The sequence below is a fragment of the Methanosalsum natronophilum genome (assembly GCF_024808815.1).
GTDB classification, from domain to species: Archaea; Halobacteriota; Methanosarcinia; order Methanosarcinales; family Methanosarcinaceae; genus Methanosalsum; species Methanosalsum natronophilum.
In genome coordinates this window covers 55,097-77,588 of record NZ_JANUCS010000009.1, presented here as the reverse complement: position 1 = coordinate 77,588, position 22,492 = coordinate 55,097, and the positions used below count along the sequence as shown (strand labels likewise).

Sequence of the window (22,492 nt, the reverse complement as noted above, 5' to 3'; positions counted from 1 at the left end):
TGTTCATGTCCTGTACCTTCCTTTTGAGGTTTTTCATCGAACTCTAATAAGGTACAGGACTAATTATAATTTTACAGCAATTTAGTGACGCTATCGTTATTATTATTCAATGAAGAATGAAAAGAAAGAAAAGGAGAGCATGTTTAGAAATATCCAAAAAGATTGTTGAAACAATATTATAGACTTCACAATTATTGTTCTTTTTAAATTATTATTTATGTAAACATTTCTGCAAATCCTTAAATTAATGTGTTAAGAATAAATTAACTTTACAATCTGGTATAATTTTACTATTTTAATCTTTCACAAGCTTCTTTATAATCATCAATAACCGCATTATCTATTCCATAAGAAGAACCGTGGTGAAAAGCAGCTCTTCCGATCATATGGGCTGCTATTGGTGCTGTCAGCATTAGAAAAAGTCCCAAAGTTAAAGCTTTGATACCAATAGGCTCAAACCCAACCCTTACAAAAAGACTTATCATCACTCCAAAAGCACCAAGTGTACCAATTTTAGTTGTTGTATGTAACCTGTTATAAACATCGGGCATTCTTATAAGCCCAACCATTCCGAGAAATACAAAAAAAAGGCCAATAAGTAGTATTAAATCACTTAAAATATCAATAACAAATTGTAAACTCATCAAAAAACAACTCCCTTATCTATATATTTAGCGATAGCAATAGTACCAACAAAGGCTATGATCGCGAGAACTAAAGCAACATCCATAAAAAACACAGAATCTCTAACATAGGAATAAACTCCAAGAATTACAACAATAACCATAGCCATTGCATCCAATGCAACAACTCTATCTGAAAGAGTTGGACCTTTTATTAATCTATAGATACAAGGAACTAATGTAAATGCCATAAAAGTTAGTGCAAAGCTTAATAGGATTGAACTCATTCGAAAGCCTCCAAGACATATTTTTCTAGTTTTTGGATATTGCCACATATTTTTGAAGGTTCATCTGCTTGTATTGAATGTATATATAACATTGATTTATCTGTCGATACATCTAAGGTAATTGTTCCAGGGGTTAAAGATATTGTGTTAGCAATTACTGTAATTCCAGTGTCTGTTTTTACATTTAGATGGTACTCAATAGTTCCTGGTGTGATATTTAATCTTGGGCTCAAAACTATTTTAGCTAGAATTATGTTTGCTTTTATAACTTCAATTGTTAGAACTATAAAAAACAATATTTTTTTTGGTATCTTATTAATGACTTTTATAAATGATACATCCTCTTCAAAACTATAAAGATTTTTTAGTAAAACAATAACAAAAAATCCAAGAAGCATTCCGAAAAGGAAATTTTGTATATCAATTATACCATGAACACCGCACCAAAGAGCACCAAACAATACTGAAAATATTAAATAGCGTTTCATTTATCTAACCTCGCCAGGAATAATTGCATCAATATATAACTGTGGATCTAATATTTGCTCTGCGGTTTCCAATGTAATAGCAATTAACGGTTCTGCATACAAACCAATTACGAATATGATTACAGTCATGATAACAAGCGAAGATAACATAGTCTTTGAATTTTGATGTATATTTTCCTTTTCAAAGATGTTATCCTTTATTTCACCCCAGAATATTCTTTGCCAAGACTTAAACATTGAAAATAGTGTAAATAAAGAAAATATTACAGCAATTAAAATTGGAATATAGAATCCACCACTAATGCCTGCATCAAATAATACAAACTTAGCTATAAAGCCTGAAGTTGGTGGTAATCCGGAAATTGACATAATACCTACTAGAAACATTAGTCCTAAAAATGGTTCAGTTGATGATAAACCACCAATTTTTCTCATGTCTCTTGTACCAATTTTATGGACTATACATCCTGAAACCAAGAAAAGCATGGATTTAGAAATAGCATGATTTATAAGATATATTAGTGCAGCTGCAAGTGCATAAACAGTTCCCATCCCGATTCCAATAAAAACATATCCTATTTGGCCAATACTATGATATGCAAGTACTTTCTTGATGTCATCCTGACCTACAGCAGAAATTGAACCTATTATTATAGTAGCTAAACCCAAAAATATGATGATAGGTTGAAATATTTCTAGGTTTCCTTCAAATATAAGATAATAAAAACGTATAAAGCCATATGCACCGACCTTAATCAAGATTCCACTTAATATGGCACTTATTGGTGAAGGGGCTGTTGGATGCGCATCTGGTAGCCAAAAATGTAAAGGAAAAATTGCAGCTTTGTTACCAAAAACAACTATGAATAATAATGCTGTTGGAATCAAATGCCATGGAAGTGTCCCATTTTCGTTCATATAACCGATACGTAAAGCCATATCTGCCATGTTGAGAGTACCTAGGGTACCATATAATGAGGCAATTGCAACAAGCATAAACAACGTAGCTATGATGTTTAATATGAGGTACTTATAAACAGCTTCCATCTTATGTGAACTAGGAGTAATTTCAACCTTTTCATTTGCTATTAATAATCCACATGATGCAATTAGTAATATTTCAAAAAAGACGAAAAGATTGAATAGATCACCAGTAAGAAATGTACCATTTAGACCAGCTATCAATAGATTATATAGTGAATGATATGTTGTATTTTGAGATTTATCATCTATATAATCAAGTGAGAATAAAAGTGCCAAAAAAGTTATTATTGAACTGAGTAATACCATACTAGCACTCAAAAGATCAGCTACTAAGACAATTCCATACTTTCCCCAATCTCCGATATCATAAGCTATAATACCATTTTGCCAAACCTGGGAAAACAAATAAACACTTAAAATAAGAAGTACAATAGAAACCAATACGTTCAATTTTTTCTGTATTTCAGGAAATGGTCTTGTTAGAATCATTAAAGATGCTACTAAAAAGGGGATGGCTATCATAAAAACAATAGTATGTTCTAAAATATTCACCCTCTAAGCCTCCTTAACTCATCAGCATCCATGGTACCATATTCTTCATATATACGATAAGCAAGTATAAGCAAGAAAGCAGTAATTGCTAAATTGATAACTATAGCTGTCAAAACCAAAGCTTGAACTAAGGGATCCATATATATTACACTAACTGATTCTGGTACAACAGGTGCAAATATACCCTCTGAAATTGAATCCTTGAAGATATATTCTGGCTGTGGATATTTTGATGACTCTATAATTGGAGCTTTAATTCCGTCAAATGCTCCTACTGAAACTATCATCATATGAACTGAGTGACATAATATTACAACACCAATTATCATTTTAATAATATCTCTTCTTAGAATTAAAAAAGTACCAATTCCAAACAGTATCGAGATAGTTAAAAGTAAAAACGTGTCCATCAATCTTCACCCATTTTTTTGAATATAAATAAAAGACCACCTATCACTACTAGATAAACTCCAATATCGAACACTATAGCAGATGAAAGCTCAACTTCTCCAAACAGTGGGAGCTGTAAATATGTATAATCAGTCCTTAAAAGATTATAACCAGCAATAATTGAACCTATTCCTGCAGCTGTGGCTAATAATAACCCAAATCCAAAGTAAAGACTCCAATCGGGATTAAAAAACTTTTTTGAATCATCTAATCCAAAGGATATGTATAGTAATGAAATGGCTGTAGCAAACATTACCCCACCTATAAATCCACCACCTGGTTGGTCATGACCCGTGAGTAGTAATGATATGGATAAAAATACACAAAGTGGAACAACCACCTTGGCAATTGTTTGGGTAATAAGTGTAGTCATTTCCTCTCACCTCTACTATGTAACAGGTTATAGACACCCAAAGCAGCAAGAAAAATAACAACTATTTCGCCGAGTGTATCTAGACTTCTAAAATCAACCAAGATTACATTAACAATATTATGTCCACCTGTCAAGAGAATACTTTTTTCTAAGAAATAATGTGATACTGATTCAAAAGGTTCAATTATTCCTTGAGTTGCATATAGCATTATTAAAAAAACCGTTGAAGCAACAGTTAATGAAATTAAAATATCTCTATAAAGAATATTTCTTGGTATTTTTTCTTTGAAAGTCTGTGGAACTTTTGAGATAACTAAAACAAATATTATTGTTGTTAAAGTTTCAGCTAGTATCTGTGTTATTGCTAAATCAGGTGCAAGTAAAAAAATAAAAACAATGCCTATAAGAAAACCTAAAGCAGATACTGCAATTACTGCAGGTAAATATGAAGGAATAATTGCTGCCATTACTGCGGTAGTTATTATAAGAATGAATACAATCAATTCATAAGGTGGGGTTTCAAAATTAAATGTAATTGGTGTCAATTCAACAGATAAAATAATTATTGGAAATAAAACTGATAAGATTGCAATTAAAACTATTGGGAATAAATATGCTCTTATTGGTCCAACTTGGAATTTAAGTGAGATTTTTTTTGCGTTTTCTGTCGCATTTCCAAATATTTCATCATAATAATAATTAAGACTAAAAGTTGGATGTTTTTTGTTAAATTCATCTTGCCAGTTTGCAATGGCATCATATTTCTTGTAAATAATAATCCCTAAACCAAATGTTACAACTGTCATTAATAATTCTACTGTGAAACCGTGCCAAAGCGATGCATAGATGCTTATATCTTCAAGTATTATACCACTTACAGCAGGCTCAATGATAAAAGACATTGGAATACTTGGGAAAATCCCAAAAAGAACAACAATAAAAGCTAAAATTGCAGCTGGACCTAACATGATAATTGAAGGATCATGGACCTTTTTTGGAAGGTGTTCATCATTTCTTTTACCTAAAAAAATCCCATCAATTATCTTGATAGAATATGCAAATGTTAAAACTCCAGCTATGACTGCTATCATAGGTATCAGAAGATTGTAAGGTTGTCCAAGGGATGCACCAATATCTACAGAAGCTTCATAAAACATTTCTTTGCTTAAAAAGCCATTAAGGGGTGGAACTCCTGCCATTGACAAAGCACCAATTGTTGCTATGACAAAAGTTATAGGCATTTCTTTCCGTAATCCACCAAGCTTTTTAATGTCTCTGGTAGCTGCCTCATGTGCAACTATACCTACTATTAGGAATAAAGTTGCTTTAAATGTAGCATGGTTTAATAAATGATATGTTGCAGCTACAACACCGAGACTTGGATCTTGATAAGTTGTATAGCCATACATAGCCATAATATATGCTAACTGACTAATTGTAGAATAGGCTAATAAACCTTTAATGTCTGTCTGTCTAAGAGCTAAGAAGCCTGCTACTACCATAGTTACAAGACCTGTACCGGCAACCATAATCAACCAGGCTTCAGTTCCTGAAAAAATAGGATGAACTCTGCCTATAAGATAGAGCCCTGCTTTAACCATCGTAGCAGAATGTAAAAAAGCACTTACTGGAGTTGGAGCCTCCATTGCATTAGGTAGCCAAATATAAAATGGACCTTGTGCAGATTTTGCGGCTGCACCAATGAAAATAAGAAATAACGTACCTAAGAAAAGATCATGCTCTTTTATGAGAACTTTTAGAGATTCATCTGCTAGAATAGTTGGAATATCAAAAGTACCTGTAATTGCACGCAATAATAATATACCTGTAAGAAGAGCCAATCCACCAAAACCTGCTGTCAAAATTAAAGACTTTTTTGCACCGTAAACAGATTGTGGTTTGTTCCTCCAAAAACCTATCAAAAGAAATGATGTTATACTTGTAAGTTCCCAAAAAATGAATAATTGAATAGTGTTAGATGCAAAGACCATCCCAATCATTGATCCCATAAAAAGTAGAATATATTGATAATACCGAGCTAGATCTTCTCTATGTGACATATACTCAGTCGAATATGCCATTATGAGAAACCCTATACCTGATGCTAGAAAAGCAATTAATAAACTAAGTCCATCAACATATATTCCAAAATCTACACCAACACTTGGAATCCATGAGACCGAATAATGTATAACCTCACCGCGTATGATTTCAGGTGAGATAAGAACAAGAAGTAAAAAGCTGATTAACCCAATTAATGCGGAAAACCATCCGATGTTATGTTTAACTATCCTCTCCAAATATGGAACTAAGATTGCAAAGAAAAATGGCAAAAAGATAGCTAATACTACTGCAACCGGTAAGTTCATGGAGAACCTAATTCATCTAAAACTATTTATGTTTTTTCTCTTATTGTAATGTATTTTAATTATAAATATTTATAGATATAAACATGAAAAAATCTCTTTAACAATTGATAAATAACTTAACCTGTTTATTTCGATAACTAATTATATGTTAAATTATAAAGCAATATGTAATAAAAGCTTTATTAAAATCATAAGTGGTTTGCATGGTAACAGAAATCAAAGTTAAATCTAATATATGTTCATTTGAACATGAACTAAAAGGTGAGATGAAGGGAGATAAAATCGAAATTGATATAAATTCTCCTTGCAAGAAAATCCAAAATATGTCTCATATTGAAATACCATTTGATAAAATATTTGGATTTAAAAACAACTATGTGATGGAAAAAGCCGAAGAAGCAGAATGCACACCTACCTGTCTTGTACCTTGTGGTATTCTTCACATTTGTTATATAGAATCAGGTATGATGTCTAAAAATTTAGCAAAACAAGTTGGCTCCAATTCAATAGAATTCGAATAAAAATAAAACTAATGGGTATTAACCCATTTAGTCAATATCAATACTTCTTGTATGTTCATCACTTACTCTTTTAAAAATAATCTCTAGTACACCATTTTTGTAAGTAGCTTTACCAGAATCAGGGTCGATTTTTCCAGGTAATTCAATATTTTCGGAATATTTTCGATCACCCCTTGAAGCTTTTAGCTGTACCATAGATTCAGTAGCATTGAGTTTAATATCTTCTTTTTCAATACCAGGCATCTCAGCTATGACGTGAATCTCATTTTCAGTTTCAAGAACATCTATTAATGGTTTCCTTTCGTCTATCTTAACCTGATGACCAGTGCCTTCCTTGTTTTTTCTTGAATTCGTTGATGGAATATTACCAAACTCTCTGATTTCAGGTTCTTCCCCTGGCTTTTGGCTAAATGAAAAACCATAGACAAATGGATGACGTGAAAATTCATTTGAATCAAGACCAAACTTTTCAACCATTTCTTCAATCATATTCTCAAAATCTTCAAATCCAGATCCAAAGAAATCATCAAAAAAACTTTTTCTCCTTCGTCTTCTATCTACCATAAATAGTCTTCCTCCTCAATTTTATTCTTTATATTTTATTTAAATAAGTTTACAACTAGGCAGCATATCTATATTGAGTTTTCCAAATCCTTAAAGATTTCGGTTATCTTCAAAAATAGAATATAGCATCGAAACCACACCAATATAAAGTGGCTCCATAACCATGTCAACATCATATTTTCTACCCACTTTTTCGGGAAGCCCGCAAGGTATTCCTGGTGTAGAAACAAGACATCTTTCAGCTATCATTCCTGAAGAGATAGTTTTTTCACACGGTGTGGCTTCCAAAATCATAGAAAACTTTTTATTTTTGTTTTTTTCATATTTTTGTACACCTAGCTTTTGAACTGCACTGTCAAGCACCTTTGAATTAGGATCACACGCGTATACATTAAAGCCTTTTTTTATTAAATGAGCAGCACCTGAGAATCCTACACGACCTAGTCCAATAACAAGAATATCTTTTGAATTTGCATACACATATCTAGCAGCTATTTCAGAATAAACAATTCCTGTACATTCATGATTCGTAGCAATTTTTCTATTGCGTAGATTATGCGCAACAAACATTTGATCGTCTGCCATCATGATAATATCGGCCTTTTTCTTGATAGCTTCATGATAGCCACTGATATCATAATTTTCTGTTACAAATCCCTTTAATCCAAAATGTTCAACAATCGCTAACAAGGATGCTGTAAAGTTCCCAATAATACCATCGCCTGCAGTAATTGGAATAATTCCAACAAATTCTGAATTATGACTAGTGGAAAAAGTTTCTTCACATATTTTTTTAATACTTTTTCCAGTTACTCTTTTAATGATCTCTTCATTTCTATGCAATTTATCTAGCAAATTTTCAAGGTCATTGGGTGTTAAACGAGTCAAAATATAGGCCTCAAAAAAATCAATTGTATTTTAGCATATTCAAACCGCATTCACGGTTAGCGCAAAGTGACTTTTCATTAACTCCTTTTGATATTAGAGTGTATATTTTATTAGATCCCATATATTCAAATATTTCAATAGTTTCATCTGCGTGATATAACTTGCAAGTTAATGCATTTTTTAACTTTTGTTCTCCAATATGGACAAGTGAATTATTTTTCCCTTTCATTAAATGTTCAAGTGTACATTGATTTTCAGTAGATATACATTCAAAGTTGGTAATCTCTTCTAAACTAAATGCTTCTAAGAGCATTTCAAGCAAGTTTATACCTGATGAATTATAAACAACAATTGGGGTTTGACTTGGGAAACGTGCATCAATTTCTATTATTTTGAGATTTCTTTTATTTTGGATAGCTTCAACATCCATAATTCCTTTTAGTTTTAAGTTACTTGCTATATTATGAGCAATTTTTCTAAATGTTTTATTGTTACTAAATGTTGATATCATGTAGCAATCATTCGATTCATTGATATGGACTTTAGTTTCTTTTCCTACATAATAGGTGTTACCATTTCCAATAACTTCTAAGGAGATAACGTTACCTTCAATATACTCTTCTACAATAAAATCAGTGTCTAAATTTGGTATTTTTTTTTTATCGTATGTCATAAATGCCCCAACACTACTACTCCCAGTAATTGGTTTTACAAAATATGGAGGAGAATATGGACGATTAATAGGAGTTGGAACATTGATTTTAGCAAAGAAACTTTTTGACACAGCTTTATCCCTACTAATATAATACGAGTCAAAATCAAATAAAATCGGGCAATGAATGTTAGATACGATTTCATGGAGGTATTTTATAGTATCAAAATTTTCAGTTACAGGTATGATAGCATCAACATTTTTGGAAATGTCTATAAGCTTTGAAGGGTATATAGTAATATCAAAGCAATAAAAATGTTCTACTAAATCTTTGATTAAAACTTGTTTTTTCTTATCAATTAAATGAACCTCATATCCAGCCTTTTGTGCAAGGTAGCATACTTCAAAACCTTGCAACATTCCACCTATCAGGCATATTTTTTTCATATTAAATACCTATTATTCTATTGAAATCTGACTGTGGTGCTGGTCTTAGCCCAATATGTTCTAGCTTTGAAATGACGTTTTTTGCACTTCTTTCCCTAACTTCAAAATCTCTATCATAATTAACAACACCTTCTAATTTAGAATTGTTGGGGAGAATTGATGTTACTACATTAGCGCCTGCATCTAATCGACTAACCATCCCATGTATCCCCTCAAGATCCAAAGAAGCAGGAATTAATCTATCAGGAAACAGTAGCCTCAAGATTGATATGATTTTTAGCTCCATTTTATTTGTATTTTGACCTTTATTTTCAAAAGGTGTTCCGGGCTGAGGCACAAAAGTCATGCTTCTTACCATATCAGGGTTACTTTTTTGTAATCCTCTTAATGAAACTACAAGTGATTTAACACTTGATTCAATACCTGTTAAAATTCCATCTTCAATTAAAAATCCTATATTTTTAGCAGCATTACGTGCATCAATCCTTTTTTGATATGATTGTCCTATTCTTAGTTTTTTGTAAAGCATTGGGTCATATGTTTCTTGATATAACGCGTAGAAATTTGCACCAATATCATGTATTTCTTTGAGTACACATGAATCAATTACTCCTGGGGAAATCATAAGTGGGAGATTCGTTTCTTTTTTTACCGCTTTAATTAGGTCTACCAGTTTAACTGGATTTGAGTGATAATATGGATCTTCTCCCATAGTCATATCAATCATATGTATTCCTTCATTCTTCAATACATTTATAGTCTTGATAATATCACTTGTACTTAAACGATATCTAGTAATTGAATTACTTTCATTATAGTAGCAAAAAGTACATTTGTTTTTGCAGTAAGTAGAATAGTATATGAAACTATATAAGAAAACTTTATTTCCAAAATAATAGTTCCTTATTTTTCTTGACACATAAAAGAGCTTTTCAAGTTCTTCATCTTTACTTAGTTTTAACAGTTCTTCCAAATCACTATCTGTGAATTCAAATCCTTTTATTACTTTTTTTGAAAAGGCATCTAAGTCATCATAGTTCATATTTTTAATCAATGAATTCACCTTAAAGATTTGTACTTATTCCATTATAATATGACTCTGATCGGCTGCCCCTTCTAATATTCTGGTAACCATTAAGTATTTTTAATAGCCTTTCAAGCCCAAAACCTGCACCTATCCATGGTTTATTAATTCCCCAATCAATATCCTTTGGGATTGGACCAACTACTGCAGATGCAATTTCCATATCTTTACTTGTAATATCAATAGTATTACCATATACATCACAACAGTCAGATATAACAGTATATTCGATATTTAGATATTCAAGAAGTTCGTCAATTAAATTAATTAATGTATTTTTAGTGCACATTGATCCCATCTGACAAAAGTTCAACATCGTAAATTCTTCAAGATGTTCACTTCCATCAGACTCTTTTCTATAACATGGACCAATCTCAAAAAGCCTTATGGGGTCTGGTAAAATCCCATCAAACTTTCTTAAATGATTATAAAGCCCCGGAGCTAGCATTGGCCTTAAGCACATACTATTATTTATCTTGAACACTTGTCGATGTAGCTCTTTTTCTTCAGTAATACCCATGCGGTGAACATATTCAAGTGGTATCATGATAGGAGATTTAATTTCAAGAAATCCTCTTTCAACAAAAAAGTTTGTAATGTCTCTTTCGAGTTTTCCTAGTTGATGTTCCCTATCGTTTTCATATGTTTCTATAAGTTCATTCTTTCTTTTTTCCATTAATTCAAGCTCAATATCTTGAAATTTTTTATTATCAGATACTGAAGGAACATCTTCTCCAGGTGCAAGTAAAGTAGAAAGTCGCTTATTTTGACTGGGGGTAAGTTCAAAAGTTTTAGAATTAGATTGTCTTTTTGTCTGTGTTCTATTATTCCTAATTTTAATTTCATCTGAGTTGATATTTAAGCTATCAGCATTCATTTGTCCTGACATTTTTTGAGTTTCTTTTATGTTACTCAAATGATTAGCTGATCCTTTTCTTTGGGTTTTAAGTCCTTTTGGTATAGCTTTTTTTGGTTTTGAAGTATTTGATGATGACACAATTTTTACTTTCGCTGTTGTTCTGTTACTTTGTTTTTGTACAAAACGATTCAACTTATCCTCAGATAACTTACACACTTTACAAATTTTTCTATATTTGTTATTTTTTAATACTCTGGAACCTCGTCCACGTCTAGAGTTTCTGACTACAAAAGATTCTCCACAATCTGTAAAAATATGTAAATTCTTTTCAGTTGATTTATAATCGTTGATACCATGGAGCAAACCCTTTCTTGATAGCCAAACTCCTTTTTCGGCAATCAATGACTCTAAAGATTTCCTTGACATAATTGACTTGCTCCATGGTGTAACTATAAACTTTATCCGTTAATTTTCTAGTTTTTGGCGGAAACCCCGGGAATCTAACCCGGCTGAACGGATTTAGAGTCCATTTGATCTACCTGATCAGGTTTCCATCAAATATTATAAGTAACATATTAGATATTGCCATTATTTTCTCCTCTTATAAGTGAAAATGTTTCTTTTGATGTTACCATATCGATTATTTTAATCAATATAACTGTTATTTATAATTATGGGTAAAACTATCAATAGAAAATCACTATAATAACTAAAAAAAGAATACAAAAACTACTATTTATACAGTTGGATTTTCTAAGTCTTTTGAGCCTGGTTGACTAATGTGAATATTTTTTAGTGAAATAGCTTTTTCAGGGCAAGACCTTACACATCTTTTGCAACTTGTTCCTAAGCACTTATGCGCTTTATAGGATGCATATAACTTTCCATTAGATTCAACTACATCTATAGCTTTTTCAGGACATTCTATTTTGCAAGTTTCACACCTTATACATCCTCTTGCTTCTTCTTTAATAACCATATCCAATTCATCAAAAACCATAACTTTTTCATTAGATTTTGTTTGTATATCTTTTAAAACTCTGCGCTCAACAATTGGTGCATAAGCGATATTAGGTAACTTAGGTAATTCATATGATTCTAAAAAGGTGTTATACATCTCTTGGGGCATACCTTCAGTCCAGTAAGCAAGTTCACAAGAATAAATGTTTTTGAAAGTTTCACTTAAAGCCATCATTAGATGATCTGCTTTGATTATTTCAGCTAAGTAACTTATTTCATCTAAAGTAAATACTCCAAGTAAAACATCTCTTGCCAGAGCTAACGAAGTATTTCCAAACTGTACTACTTTTTTAGAAAAATTAGGTAATAGACCAATTTTGCTTGCTTTAATTGCATCAACATAGGTACCAGAAGCTCCACACATATACATATTTTTCAGGTCTGTATATTTCACACCTGATTCTATTAAGAGTGTCAAATGAGCTGCACGAATTGCGCCTATAGCTTTACCAGCTTCTGATAAATCATTGTCATTAATCCAGATTTCATTCCCCAAATAAAGTTTTCCATTTGGCAGCTTTGGTAGTTCCTTAATAATTCCCATACTCAGCGCGAGGGAAATAGCTGCAATCACTCCAGTACCTGTGATTCCTTTAGGTTTAAATTTACTCATTTCATAAATTTCACCCGTAACTGGATTGATTAAATGTCCTTGAACTTCATTCATATTTTCGTCAAGTACTGTGGTCCGCCACAACCCATTTTCTTCATTGATATCTGATATAGCTCCTGGAGATGCTAGCATTCCACATTTAATTCCTTGTCCCTCAATAGAAGGTCCTGCAGCTGCACTTCCGGTGATAATTCGCTTCCCTACCTTAAGTGCCATTTCAGCATTAGTTCCATAGTCTGTGACTAAAGAAACTTCCTCTTGGTCAATGAAATCCGTTTTTATCATCATTGCAAGTGCATCTGCTCCAATTTCATGCTTAATTGCAGGTAAAACTATAATTTTACAGTGCTTTAAGTCAGATGATTTTCCAAACACATCTTTACCAAAATATATCTTAGTACTCCTATCAATATGTTTAATACCTAGCCTACGCTGCATATTTTCACCCGCATAGGCAAGGTCCCTTATTTCAATATCTTGAAAGAGAGAAAGTTGAATTGGGTTTCCGCTAACAACCATTTTTTCTATGAGATGTGCTTTAACATTTAATTTGTGTATCATGCTAGAAACTGTATCAATAATTATTTTATTGGAAATCTCAGTTCCTACATGTAAGGCAAAGTCTAGATGATCAGTAACATTTCCACCTGGCAAAGGATGTTGCATTGTTATAATTGTTTTTTTAGTTTTACCTGTATCAAGGTCAACTAGTTGCATTCTAAATCCACTTGTTCCAAGGTCTAATGCAATTCCATACATGTTATTCGTCTCGTGTATTTTGATTTGAATTTAAATTGTGAATATCTAGAGCGTAAAACATTGTTCGATATTTGTATAATAATCAATTCCGGTTTAAAAAGCAACTGATTTAATTAAATTCATATATAAGAATATATTAACAGCTTTGATAAAATACAACGTAAAAATCTTATTATCAAGTAATCTCTTGATACTACTTTAAGTTAATACAATGATTTTAAATCAAGATAAAAAGCTATATATATGCGAAAATACTTTTAAGCACATACTATTTAATAACGACTAGAGGAGTTGACTTTAATGGCTGAATATACACCAAAAGAAAGATTAGCAAGAGTTATGAACAAAGAACCTGTTGACAGAATGCCAGCTATCTGTCCAACTCAAACTGGAACAGTAGAGCAAATGGAAGCAGTTGATTCTTATTGGCCTGAAGCACACGAAGATGCTGAAAAAATGGCAAAATTAGCAGAAGCAGGACATACTGTACTAGGTTTTGAAGCTGTACGTGTACCTTTTGATATAACAGCGGAAGCTGAGTTTTTTGGTTGTGACATTAAACCAAGTACTAAAGAACAACAACCATCTGTAGTAGGTCATGTTATAAAAACAGCTGAAGATATTGAAAACTTGAAAGGATATTCACTTGATAAAGGAAGAATTGGTGTAGTATGCGATGCTATAAAAATACTTGCTGATAAATATGGTGATGAACTACCAGTTATGGGAAGTATGATTGGTCCTTTTTCATTAGCACAACACTTAAATGGAGATGAATGGTTCACAAAAATTTTTACAGATGAAGAATTTGGTCTTAAATTATTAGAATTCACTACTGAATTTAATATCCAATATGCTAAGAAAATGGTTGAGAACGGTGCCGATACAATGGTATTGATTGATCCAACTGCAAGCTATGAGCTTATCGGTGCTCAGTTCTACGAGAAGTTTGTTGTCCCATATCATGCAAAAATTGCTGAAACAATGAAAGAAATGGGTGTTACAATTACATTACACATATGTGGGAACACCACCAATGGACTTCCATTAATGGACAGTTCAGGGTTTAATGCAATTAGTATTGACCAAAAAGTTGATGTTGCTACTGCAAAATCAAAAGTAGAAAATTCTATTTTAATTGGAAATGTTGACCCTGTAAACACTCTATGGAACAAATCACCAGATGAAGTCCGTGAAGTTTCCAAAGGGATTATTGATGCTGGTATAGAGATACTTGCTCCTGGATGCGGAATTGTCAGTAAAACACCTACTGAAAACTTGCAGGCAATGATAGAAACAGCTAAAGAGCATAATTATTAAAATAAAGTAACAAAGTAGCTTCTGGATAACTTTGACTTATCCAGTTGCACTCATTTTTTTTGTGAATAATCATATAACAATTGTTACTTATAGGTTAAAAGATCAGTTGTTAAAAACATCTATTTATGTAGATTAGATAAAGCTTATCCACAGCTATAAAAATCTTTTTTTGCTATTTCTACTTCTTCTAAAATGTTAGGATACTCATCAAACAGTGACATCATATCTAATGAAGCAAGTAAGTCTACAACACCAATAGCTGCAATTGTAGAATTTCCATCACTTGATTTTATTGGCACTACTATAACAGCTTTACCTTTGTAAGGACCATACCCAGGAATTTTCCTTGTAACTTTTTCGGTAACTAAAACTTCTTCTAGTACAGGCCCTGTATAGTTTGAATCAATTATTTTACTTTTTTCTACTCTTACACCTTTTTTATTTTTTGTTCGCATTGTTGTTGGTAACTCTAACAGAGAATGTATAGCTAAAGCTATAGGTTCGATTTCTTTTGATGTAGAGTCTGGTGTTAAACAAATTTGATCTATATAAATCTCTCCTTTAAACTGGGTATATTGAATTATAGATGTTATTATTATCCTATAATGTATTTCTTGCTATTAATATGAACATTATTATATAATCAAATGGTATAAAGCTTATCCATTTTTCGTTCATGATTTAAATATCACAGAAATAATAGATAAAACTGTTCTCACTCTTGTATTATTAGATGAAGATGCAACAAGTACTAAGAACAAGCACAAATACCTTTAATCTTCGTAAGATTTCTTTTTGTAGAAATCAAGACTTACTAAATGTACAACACTAGTAGCATTTATACACATGTTAAGACTAAAAACAGTCCTAATTAATGTTTGTTTAGTTACTCATTCAGTATTTTTATTGAACCATATGATAACAAAAATTATAGCTGAAAACAATATTATTTCAATAATTAATCCACTTAGAGTATTCTTCAATGAACGTCTCAATTATTTGTTCTTGAGTTACTTCATCTACATTAAATTCTGCAAGTGTACCGCTTCTTGAAAGAATTTCAATTTTTACAATTCTAGGTTCTTCTGAATTGCCATGCTCTGGAAATGCAAAAAATGCTTTTTGATATGTTCTACCAATAATACTTAAACAAAATTCTTCAATATACTTGTTCGTATTTTCTTCAGAACATGAATAAACAAAAAGGGTAACTGAATTTAGGCCTGTATCATCAACGTTAACAATTACCCTACGGTTATATAATTCTATTTCTTTTTTAAGCTCATCAATGGCAGGAATTACAATATTTTTAAACGTTTTACGCAACTTTAAGTGAGCAAATTTCACATTCAAATCGTCAGGGTATCTATCAGATTCTGATTTTGAGCTACTTACAATTATTTTTTCTAATTTATCTTTCCACCAACTCATTAATCATTCCTACCTAAAAGCTCCTTAATTAGTGTTTTAGTTTTAATTCTTGATGTAGTTTCTGGTGGGGGTGGTATATCAGTATCTACAACTTTATATCCTAAAGTTTCTGTTTTTAGGCCTTTGTATAAGCTATAACACATGAGGAGCATTACAAAACTAAAGGGTAGTGCTGTTGTAAGTGCCGCCGTTTCTAAACTCGCAAGGCCACCTGTTATTAGTAAAATAGCAGCAACAGCACCTTGTAAAAGTGACCAGAATACACGTAAAACTATGGGCGGATGTGGATTACCACCAGATGATAAAATAGAGATGACCAAAGATCCCGAGTCAGAAGATGTGACAAAAAAGGTTACAATAACTATCGTAGCAATTGCCGTAGTGATTAAAGCACCAGGTAGTTGATCAAGTAATACATAAAGTGAAGTTGGAACACTTTCTTGTACTGCTTCAATGATACCACCATCACCAAAAAGTTCCATATGAATTGCTGTATTTCCAAAAACAACTATCCATAAAAAAGTTATAAGTGTAGGTACCAAAAGTACACCCAATACGAATTCTCTTATAGTTCTGCCTTTTGAAATTCTAGCAATAAACATTCCAACAAAAGGTGACCAAGAAATCCACCAGCCCCAATAAAACATTGTCCATGATTTCTGCCAATCTAGGCCTATAAAGGCATCAGTTTGAAACGTTAAATAAACAATATTCTGGACATAAAATCCAATACTTTGAACATAGGAACTCAGCAAAAATATAGTTGGCCCAACAATCAAAACAAAAAGAACTAGCATTAATCCTAATGTAATATTGAACTGACTAAGCCTTTTGATTCCACGATCAAGACCTGATGCTACTGATAAAGTAGCAATTAGAGTTATAATAGCTATCAGTAAAATTTGATTGTTTAAAGAATAAGAAAGTAGACCAATATAATCTACACCAGCATTAATTTGCATTGCACCTAATCCTAGTGAAGTAGCTACACCAAAAACGGTACCAAATATTGCAATTATTTCTACGATATTACCTCTGATACCATATATTTTATCTCCGAATATTGGGTATAGAGTAGATCTTATAGTTAAAGGTAAGTCATGACGATATGAAAAGTATGCAAGAGCAAGTCCTACTATAATATAAATAGCCCATGCATGTAATCCCCAATGAAAATAAGTTAGATTTATAGCTTCCATAGCAGCATTTATTGTTTCCGGGTTTGCATCTTTAGGCTCAGCAAAATGAAGAATAGGTTCAGCTACACTGTAAAATAGTAACCCAATTCCCATCCCTGCACTGAAAAGCATTGCAAACCAAGTTGTGTTACTATATTCGGGCCTATCTGAATCTTTTCCTAGTCTAATTTTTCCAAACTTGCTAAAATAAAGTACAATTGTAAATATCAAAAAAAATGCAACTGCTAAAACATAAAACCATCCAAAACCTGTTACAATTAAATCTTGGAGTGTGCTGAAAATGTTAGACATTCTTTCAGGAAAACTAACTCCTAATATAACAAATATAAGAACTATTATGGAAGAAAAACCAAATACTTGTGGGTTTATTTTGTAAAGAAGTGGACTTTTCATTAATGACTTGCTCCATACTCTGCATGCACTTTAAAACCTATGTGAAATAATTCTTTTTTGTGCTTAATATGGATTACTAAATACAAAAATTTATCTCTATCTTGTAAAGGGATTCTCCTTAACTTAAAATAAAATAAGGTAGTTACAAATTATTTAAAACTAAAAAAAGATATATCTCCTAAATTTAATTATATTTTATATCAAAGTGCTCCACAGCCACAACCTCTTGAGAGCAACACATCTATTCTATGATAAGTATCCGCTTTATCCTCTTCGGACATATTGAAAAAACTGTCTGTATGATCTTTTCTAAGATGATTTAGAATATCATTTTTTATATTATCTGCATTATTACCAGTTACAATAAAATTGCAGTTATTTCCTAAGTCTCGACATTTAAGAACTTTCATAGTAACTTATTATCTCCAAGTAAAATAAGTCTATCTATCAAAAATCTTCTAGTAACTATTTTTTCTTTAATTGAGAATATTCTCAGATATTGACATATTCTGTATAATATAAAATAATTACAAATCTTTAATGCAAAAAATTTAAACATTCACAATTTATCACTATGCACACAAAATTAGTTAAATTCGGTTTCTTGTTGTAATTTTAAAATAAGTCAGAGGTTAAATCATTTTTTAAAAATCAGTTAAATCAAGTTTAGTTTGTTGAGTTTTAGGAATCAATCCATTTATTTCTACAACATCTTTAATCATCTCTGCCATAATTATATTACAAGCTTGAACTAATAGTTCAGATAAATACATTATTTCATAAGCTTCATCATTTGAAGGTATTGAAATTTTAGTAATCTCGTCACGATACTTTTTTAAGTTTGTATCATCCGATTCTTTTATGTAAAATTCATTTGTTTTGAAGTCAATCTTTGGATTTGTTATATTTATGCCAACTAATTTCAACTCTTGTTTGAATACTGGGCGTTTAAATAAATTTGATAAAATATAAACTGCTATTGGCCAACGCTTTTCATATTCAACCTGTTTTAGGTTTAAGGATAAAAGTGAAAAAATATTAACATCTTGCTTATTAATATCCTCTTTTCGTGTATATACTTTAGCGGGGGGAATATCTGACTCTTCAATTTTGTTAAGGTCTTTTAAAGCTCTTAAATAACCAGTTAAAACTAGCCTGTGTTCAGCACATCCTCTTGACCTTAGTTCTCTTGTAATACCACTTATTGAAAGTGATTTATGTTTCAAAATCTCGTTAATTGTAGCATAAAGTTTATCGACCATTGATATCCATGCATTAATTAACTAATAAACATGCATAAAGTTTTCTAATTATTTCAAGAAAATCCCTATATTTTTAATATAAAAAAACCATTCAAATAATGGTGATATGTATATGGTAAATAATATTTTAATGATTATAGCTCAGAATGATTTTAGAGATGAAGAGTTTTTAGAGCCGAAAAAAGTTTTTGAATCTAACAACTCAAAAATTACTGTAGCTAGTGTCACTACCAAGGAAGCTAGGGGAATGTTGAATACTATTGTAAAACCTGATATTAGAATTGCAGATGCTAACGCAAATGATTATGATGCAATAGTAGTTGTAGGTGGTATGGGATCTAAAAAATACTTATGGGAAAACAAAAAACTACACAACTTACTGCAAGATGCAAATAATAAAAATAAGATTATTGCAGCAATTTGTATTTCACCTGTAGTATTGGCTAAATCTAAATTATTAACAGATAAGAAATGCACTGTTTTTAATGATCCTGAAAGTATCAAATTGATTAGTAAAGCAGGTGGCATTTATGAAAATAAAGATGTTAGGGTTGATGGCAATATAATTACAGGACGAGATCCTAAAAGTGCTAAAAAGTTTGGGAAGGAAATAATAAAGGCACTAAATTAATTATATTTTTTTTGATTTGTATGAAAATTGGTTTATTACTCCATAATCCTTACATTATTGACTCCGGTAATGCAAAAAATATCTTGACAAGTTTATCTAAAATAGGTACAATTGATGCAAAAATTGCTGGAACTATGGGCAAAACAGCGGTTTTTGATGCACATTTAGAAAATAAAATTGATACATGTTGCAACAAAAAACCAAGTGAAATCGTAACTAACTTACTAAAAAAAAACGATATTGCTATTCTTTTGAATCATGGTAAGTCACTATACAGTGGTGTTCGTTTTGCTTCAATAGTTGCATCAAAAATATCAAATTTACAAGATAAGCCTGTTATACACATTGAAAGGCCGGGTTGTTTTGATGAAACCATATTTCCTATGAATGATAATGCTCTTGAATATATAACAACAATATCTTCTCTTCTAAATATTAAACATTCAACTAACATAATAAAGCCATATAAGATTAAAGTTCACAAAAAAAATAATGTCCAAATAAGAAGAATTGAAGGTACTTACCCAGGTGAAAATATCTTTATTAATGGTTTAATTGTTGGTAAAGCTCAAAATAATTTTGTTGATATTATTGTGGAGAATGGAATTCTAACAAAACTAGAAGGTGGGATTTTAAAGGAGCATGGTATTGAAAAACTACATAAATATAATAAGAAATGTCCAATTGACCTTGAAAATGTATGGATAAAAACAGGTAAGTTAAGAAATTTTAATAAGCCAACTAAATTAAATAACAGGTTTAAAAGTTTCAACGATAACAAACTGATTATTATAGATCATGATGCTGAGAACATTTACAAATACATATCAGGAACAACAGCGGCGATTAGCATAGGAGATGATACTACCTCAATAGCCAGTGAAATACTATTTCGCTTTTCTATTCCTGTATTAGGCATAGTTGATGGTGACCTAGATTGTAAAGATCACAATACACGTTATTTTACAGATTCAACAATATATGTTCTAAAAAAAGGACATGATGATATATTAGGTGAAAAAATAAAACAAAATATTTTTAACAATAATAAATGTGTCAATTATAGTGATTTGGAGTCCATAAAATCAAAAATAAAGAAATTAGGTTCCAACATAATTGAAACCACTATTGATATATAATTTAGATAGCACTTATAACTTTTTTTGGATTTGGAGACTTTTTTGTCTCATTTAAAATTCCATCTTGAGATTTAGTTCTATATTTAACCCTAGATTTTCTTCCACTTGTAGCTTTTACACTTACACGTGAATTTGAAGGTTTATTTAACTTCCTTTTAGATTTTTGATTACTATTTCTAGTATTTTTAGACTCTTCGTTTCTTCTACGAGTATCACCACTATTTTCTCTAGAATCAAAGTGGATTTTAGAAAAATCTTTGCATTTTATGTTTTCTACATCGATATCATACATATTTATGATTCGAGTAAAAATTTTATTATCTACAGGGCTTAGCAAAGTAATTGCCTTACCTGCTTCACCTGCTCTTGCTGTACGTCCAATTCTATGTATATACTCTTGTGGATCTTGTGAAAGCCCGTAATTATAAACATGGCTTACACCTTTAATATCAAGACCTCTTGAAGCTACACCTGATGCAACAAGAACTTTAGGTCTTCCTTTGTTAAAATTATCAATTACTTTTAGCCTTCTAGATTGTTTGATTTTTCCATGTATCATATTAGACTTAATACCATTCATCTTTAAGTTTTTTGAAACGGATTCAACTTTCGACCTTGTTGGACAAAACACAATTACACGATCAGTTGCCTCATTTTTAAGAAGATGAACAAGTAAAGAGAATTTTTCTTTTTGAGCAACTTTGTAATAATATTGTTTCAAGAGCGTAGAATTAACATGAGCTTCTGATTTTTCAACGATAGGTTTATTCATATATTTCTTCTTCAATTCATTAATCTCGTCTGAAATAGTTGCTCCAAAAAGACTTATTTGTCTATTCTTTGGTACTGCATTCAGTATTTTCTTGATATCATCAAAAAATCCCATATCTACCATAATATCAGCTTCATCAAGAACCAAATTTCTAACTTTAGACAAATTAATGGTTTTTCTATTAATGTGGTCAAGAAGTCTACCTGGAGTACAAACCACTATATCTGCTTTTGGCAATCTGTTTATTTGTGGACCAATTGCAACTCCACCATATATAGTTTCTATAGAATAACTTAAATTTTTACCAAATTTCTCAAACTCTTGAGATATCTGGCATGCAAGTTCACGTGTAGGAACAACAACAAGAGCTTGTATTCCTTTTCCCTTTTGAATCTTTTCAAGTATTGGAATAGCAAAAGCTGCAGTTTTACCAGATCCTGTATGTGAAATTCCAATTACATCTTTTCCATCAGAAATTAATGGAATTGTTTTTTGTTGAATTTCTGTAGGATCAACAATTCCTTCATTATTTAACGCTCTAATTATTTTTGGATTTATATTTAATGATTTGAATGACATTTTTATCTACTACTTAAATCGAACTGCTATACATAAAATTGCATAGCTTCCTAAAATTTTACTTTGTATATTAAATCTAATTTAGGCACTTCCCCTTGTTCAAAGGGTGTTATTGCAACCAAATCAATCCCATAAAATAGTGTACTAAATTATAGGAGCTAATAAGGTTTTGACTATTCAATTACAATTTATTTACTCAACTACTAGTTTAATTTCGTGTATATTATTTCAAT

Annotated in this window: 23 protein-coding genes; 4 read left to right on the top strand and 19 right to left on the bottom strand. The window is 31.2% G+C overall.

Annotated features, from left to right (window positions below; all coding sequences use genetic code 11):
• Window positions 1–290: 290 nt before the first annotated feature.
• The 7 genes from mnhG to mbhE are packed head-to-tail and all read right to left on the bottom strand — an operon-like array spanning window position 291 to window position 6,126.
• Window positions 291–644: a monovalent cation/H(+) antiporter subunit G gene (gene mnhG / locus J2T59_RS06305; protein WP_259135012.1), complete on the bottom strand. Its 354-nt coding sequence runs from the start codon at window positions 642–644 to the stop codon at window positions 291–293.
• Complete coding sequence (locus J2T59_RS06300; protein ID WP_259135010.1) at window positions 644–910, bottom strand: cation:proton antiporter; 267 nt, start codon at window positions 908–910, stop codon at window positions 644–646. The genes mnhG and J2T59_RS06300 overlap by 1 nt, the downstream gene beginning before the upstream one ends.
• Window positions 907–1,398, bottom strand: coding sequence for a Na+/H+ antiporter subunit E (locus J2T59_RS06295; RefSeq protein WP_259135008.1), 492 nt, complete (start codon window positions 1,396–1,398; stop codon window positions 907–909). The genes J2T59_RS06300 and J2T59_RS06295 overlap by 4 nt, the downstream gene beginning before the upstream one ends.
• Entirely contained in the window at window positions 1,399–2,934 is a 1,536-nt protein-coding gene (locus tag J2T59_RS06290; RefSeq protein WP_259135006.1) for an NADH-quinone oxidoreductase subunit M, read from the bottom strand.
• Window positions 2,931–3,344, bottom strand: coding sequence for an NADH-quinone oxidoreductase subunit K (locus J2T59_RS06285; RefSeq protein WP_259135005.1), 414 nt, complete (start codon window positions 3,342–3,344; stop codon window positions 2,931–2,933). Before J2T59_RS06285 ends, J2T59_RS06290 begins: the two co-directional genes overlap by 4 nt.
• Window positions 3,344–3,757 (bottom strand): MnhB domain-containing protein, encoded by a 414-nt coding sequence (locus J2T59_RS06280; protein ID WP_259135004.1) that lies wholly within the window; start codon window positions 3,755–3,757, stop codon window positions 3,344–3,346. Before J2T59_RS06280 ends, J2T59_RS06285 begins: the two co-directional genes overlap by 1 nt.
• Window positions 3,754–6,126, bottom strand: a complete 2,373-nt coding sequence (gene mbhE / locus J2T59_RS06275; RefSeq protein ID WP_259135003.1) for a hydrogen gas-evolving membrane-bound hydrogenase subunit E — start codon at window positions 6,124–6,126, stop codon at window positions 3,754–3,756. Before mbhE ends, J2T59_RS06280 begins: the two co-directional genes overlap by 4 nt.
• A gap of 203 nt (window positions 6,127–6,329) precedes the next feature.
• Here mbhE and J2T59_RS06270 point away from each other — a divergent pair, with 203 nt between their 5' ends.
• Window positions 6,330–6,647, top strand: coding sequence for a DUF6951 family protein (locus tag J2T59_RS06270; protein ID WP_259135002.1), 318 nt, complete (start codon window positions 6,330–6,332; stop codon window positions 6,645–6,647).
• Between the two features lie 27 nt (window positions 6,648–6,674).
• On the opposite strand, the gene hsp20 is transcribed toward J2T59_RS06270, so the two are convergent.
• The 6 genes from hsp20 to J2T59_RS06240 all read right to left on the bottom strand — a co-directional run bounded on the left by hsp20 (window position 6,675) and on the right by J2T59_RS06240 (window position 13,533).
• Window positions 6,675–7,211 (bottom strand): archaeal heat shock protein Hsp20, encoded by a 537-nt coding sequence (gene hsp20 / locus J2T59_RS06265; protein ID WP_259135001.1) that lies wholly within the window; start codon window positions 7,209–7,211, stop codon window positions 6,675–6,677.
• 90 nt (window positions 7,212–7,301) lie between these two features.
• On the bottom strand, window positions 7,302–8,099 hold the full coding sequence (pylD, locus tag J2T59_RS06260) for a 3-methylornithyl-N6-L-lysine dehydrogenase PylD (RefSeq protein ID WP_259135000.1): 798 nt from the start codon (window positions 8,097–8,099) through the stop codon (window positions 7,302–7,304).
• A gap of 19 nt (window positions 8,100–8,118) precedes the next feature.
• Window positions 8,119–9,198 (bottom strand): 3-methylornithine--L-lysine ligase PylC, encoded by a 1,080-nt coding sequence (gene pylC / locus J2T59_RS06255; protein WP_259134998.1) that lies wholly within the window; start codon window positions 9,196–9,198, stop codon window positions 8,119–8,121.
• A 1-nt stretch (window position 9,199) separates the two neighbouring features.
• Window positions 9,200–10,252, bottom strand: coding sequence for a methylornithine synthase PylB (pylB, locus tag J2T59_RS06250; RefSeq protein ID WP_259134996.1), 1,053 nt, complete (start codon window positions 10,250–10,252; stop codon window positions 9,200–9,202).
• A 10-nt stretch (window positions 10,253–10,262) separates the two neighbouring features.
• Window positions 10,263–11,567: a pyrrolysine--tRNA(Pyl) ligase gene (pylS, locus tag J2T59_RS06245; protein WP_259134994.1), complete on the bottom strand. Its 1,305-nt coding sequence runs from the start codon at window positions 11,565–11,567 to the stop codon at window positions 10,263–10,265.
• A 310-nt stretch (window positions 11,568–11,877) separates the two neighbouring features.
• A complete protein-coding gene (locus tag J2T59_RS06240; protein ID WP_259134992.1) occupies window positions 11,878–13,533 on the bottom strand; it encodes a methylamine methyltransferase corrinoid protein reductive activase in 1,656 nt (551 codons plus the stop codon).
• Window positions 13,534–13,833: 300 nt separating this feature from the next.
• Here J2T59_RS06240 and mtbA point away from each other — a divergent pair, with 300 nt between their 5' ends.
• Window positions 13,834–14,853, top strand: a complete 1,020-nt coding sequence (gene mtbA, locus J2T59_RS06235) for a methylcobamide:CoM methyltransferase MtbA (RefSeq protein ID WP_259134990.1) — start codon at window positions 13,834–13,836, stop codon at window positions 14,851–14,853.
• A gap of 143 nt (window positions 14,854–14,996) precedes the next feature.
• On the opposite strand, the gene J2T59_RS06230 is transcribed toward mtbA, so the two are convergent.
• From J2T59_RS06230 to J2T59_RS06210, 5 genes are all read right to left on the bottom strand, one after another.
• Window positions 14,997–15,329 carry a DUF2111 domain-containing protein gene (locus J2T59_RS06230; RefSeq protein WP_259135021.1) on the bottom strand — a complete coding sequence of 111 codons (333 nt, stop codon included), beginning with the start codon at window positions 15,327–15,329 and terminating at the stop codon, window positions 14,997–14,999.
• 475 nt (window positions 15,330–15,804) lie between these two features.
• Window positions 15,805–16,284, bottom strand: coding sequence for a hypothetical protein (locus tag J2T59_RS06225; protein WP_259134988.1), 480 nt, complete (start codon window positions 16,282–16,284; stop codon window positions 15,805–15,807).
• Entirely contained in the window at window positions 16,284–17,876 is a 1,593-nt protein-coding gene (locus tag J2T59_RS06220) for a BCCT family transporter (RefSeq protein WP_259134987.1), read from the bottom strand. Before J2T59_RS06220 ends, J2T59_RS06225 begins: the two co-directional genes overlap by 1 nt.
• Before the next feature lie 200 nt (window positions 17,877–18,076).
• On the bottom strand, window positions 18,077–18,286 hold the full coding sequence (locus J2T59_RS06215; protein ID WP_259134985.1) for a DUF1059 domain-containing protein: 210 nt from the start codon (window positions 18,284–18,286) through the stop codon (window positions 18,077–18,079).
• Between the two features lie 234 nt (window positions 18,287–18,520).
• Entirely contained in the window at window positions 18,521–19,138 is a 618-nt protein-coding gene (locus J2T59_RS06210; RefSeq protein ID WP_259134983.1) for a hypothetical protein, read from the bottom strand.
• A gap of 112 nt (window positions 19,139–19,250) precedes the next feature.
• Between J2T59_RS06210 and J2T59_RS06205 the strand changes: the two genes are divergently transcribed.
• The gene (locus tag J2T59_RS06205) at window positions 19,251–19,769 is read left to right on the top strand and encodes a DJ-1/PfpI family protein (RefSeq protein WP_259134981.1); all 519 of its coding nucleotides are present in this window, start codon (window positions 19,251–19,253) and stop codon (window positions 19,767–19,769) included.
• A 20-nt stretch (window positions 19,770–19,789) separates the two neighbouring features.
• Entirely contained in the window at window positions 19,790–20,908 is a 1,119-nt protein-coding gene (locus J2T59_RS06200; RefSeq protein WP_259134979.1) for a DUF2117 domain-containing protein, read from the top strand.
• Window position 20,909: 1 nt separating this feature from the next.
• Here J2T59_RS06200 and J2T59_RS06195 read toward each other — a convergent pair whose 3' ends face one another.
• On the bottom strand, window positions 20,910–22,259 hold the full coding sequence (locus J2T59_RS06195) for a DEAD/DEAH box helicase (protein WP_259134978.1): 1,350 nt from the start codon (window positions 22,257–22,259) through the stop codon (window positions 20,910–20,912).
• Between the last annotated feature and the right edge of the window lie 233 nt (window positions 22,260–22,492).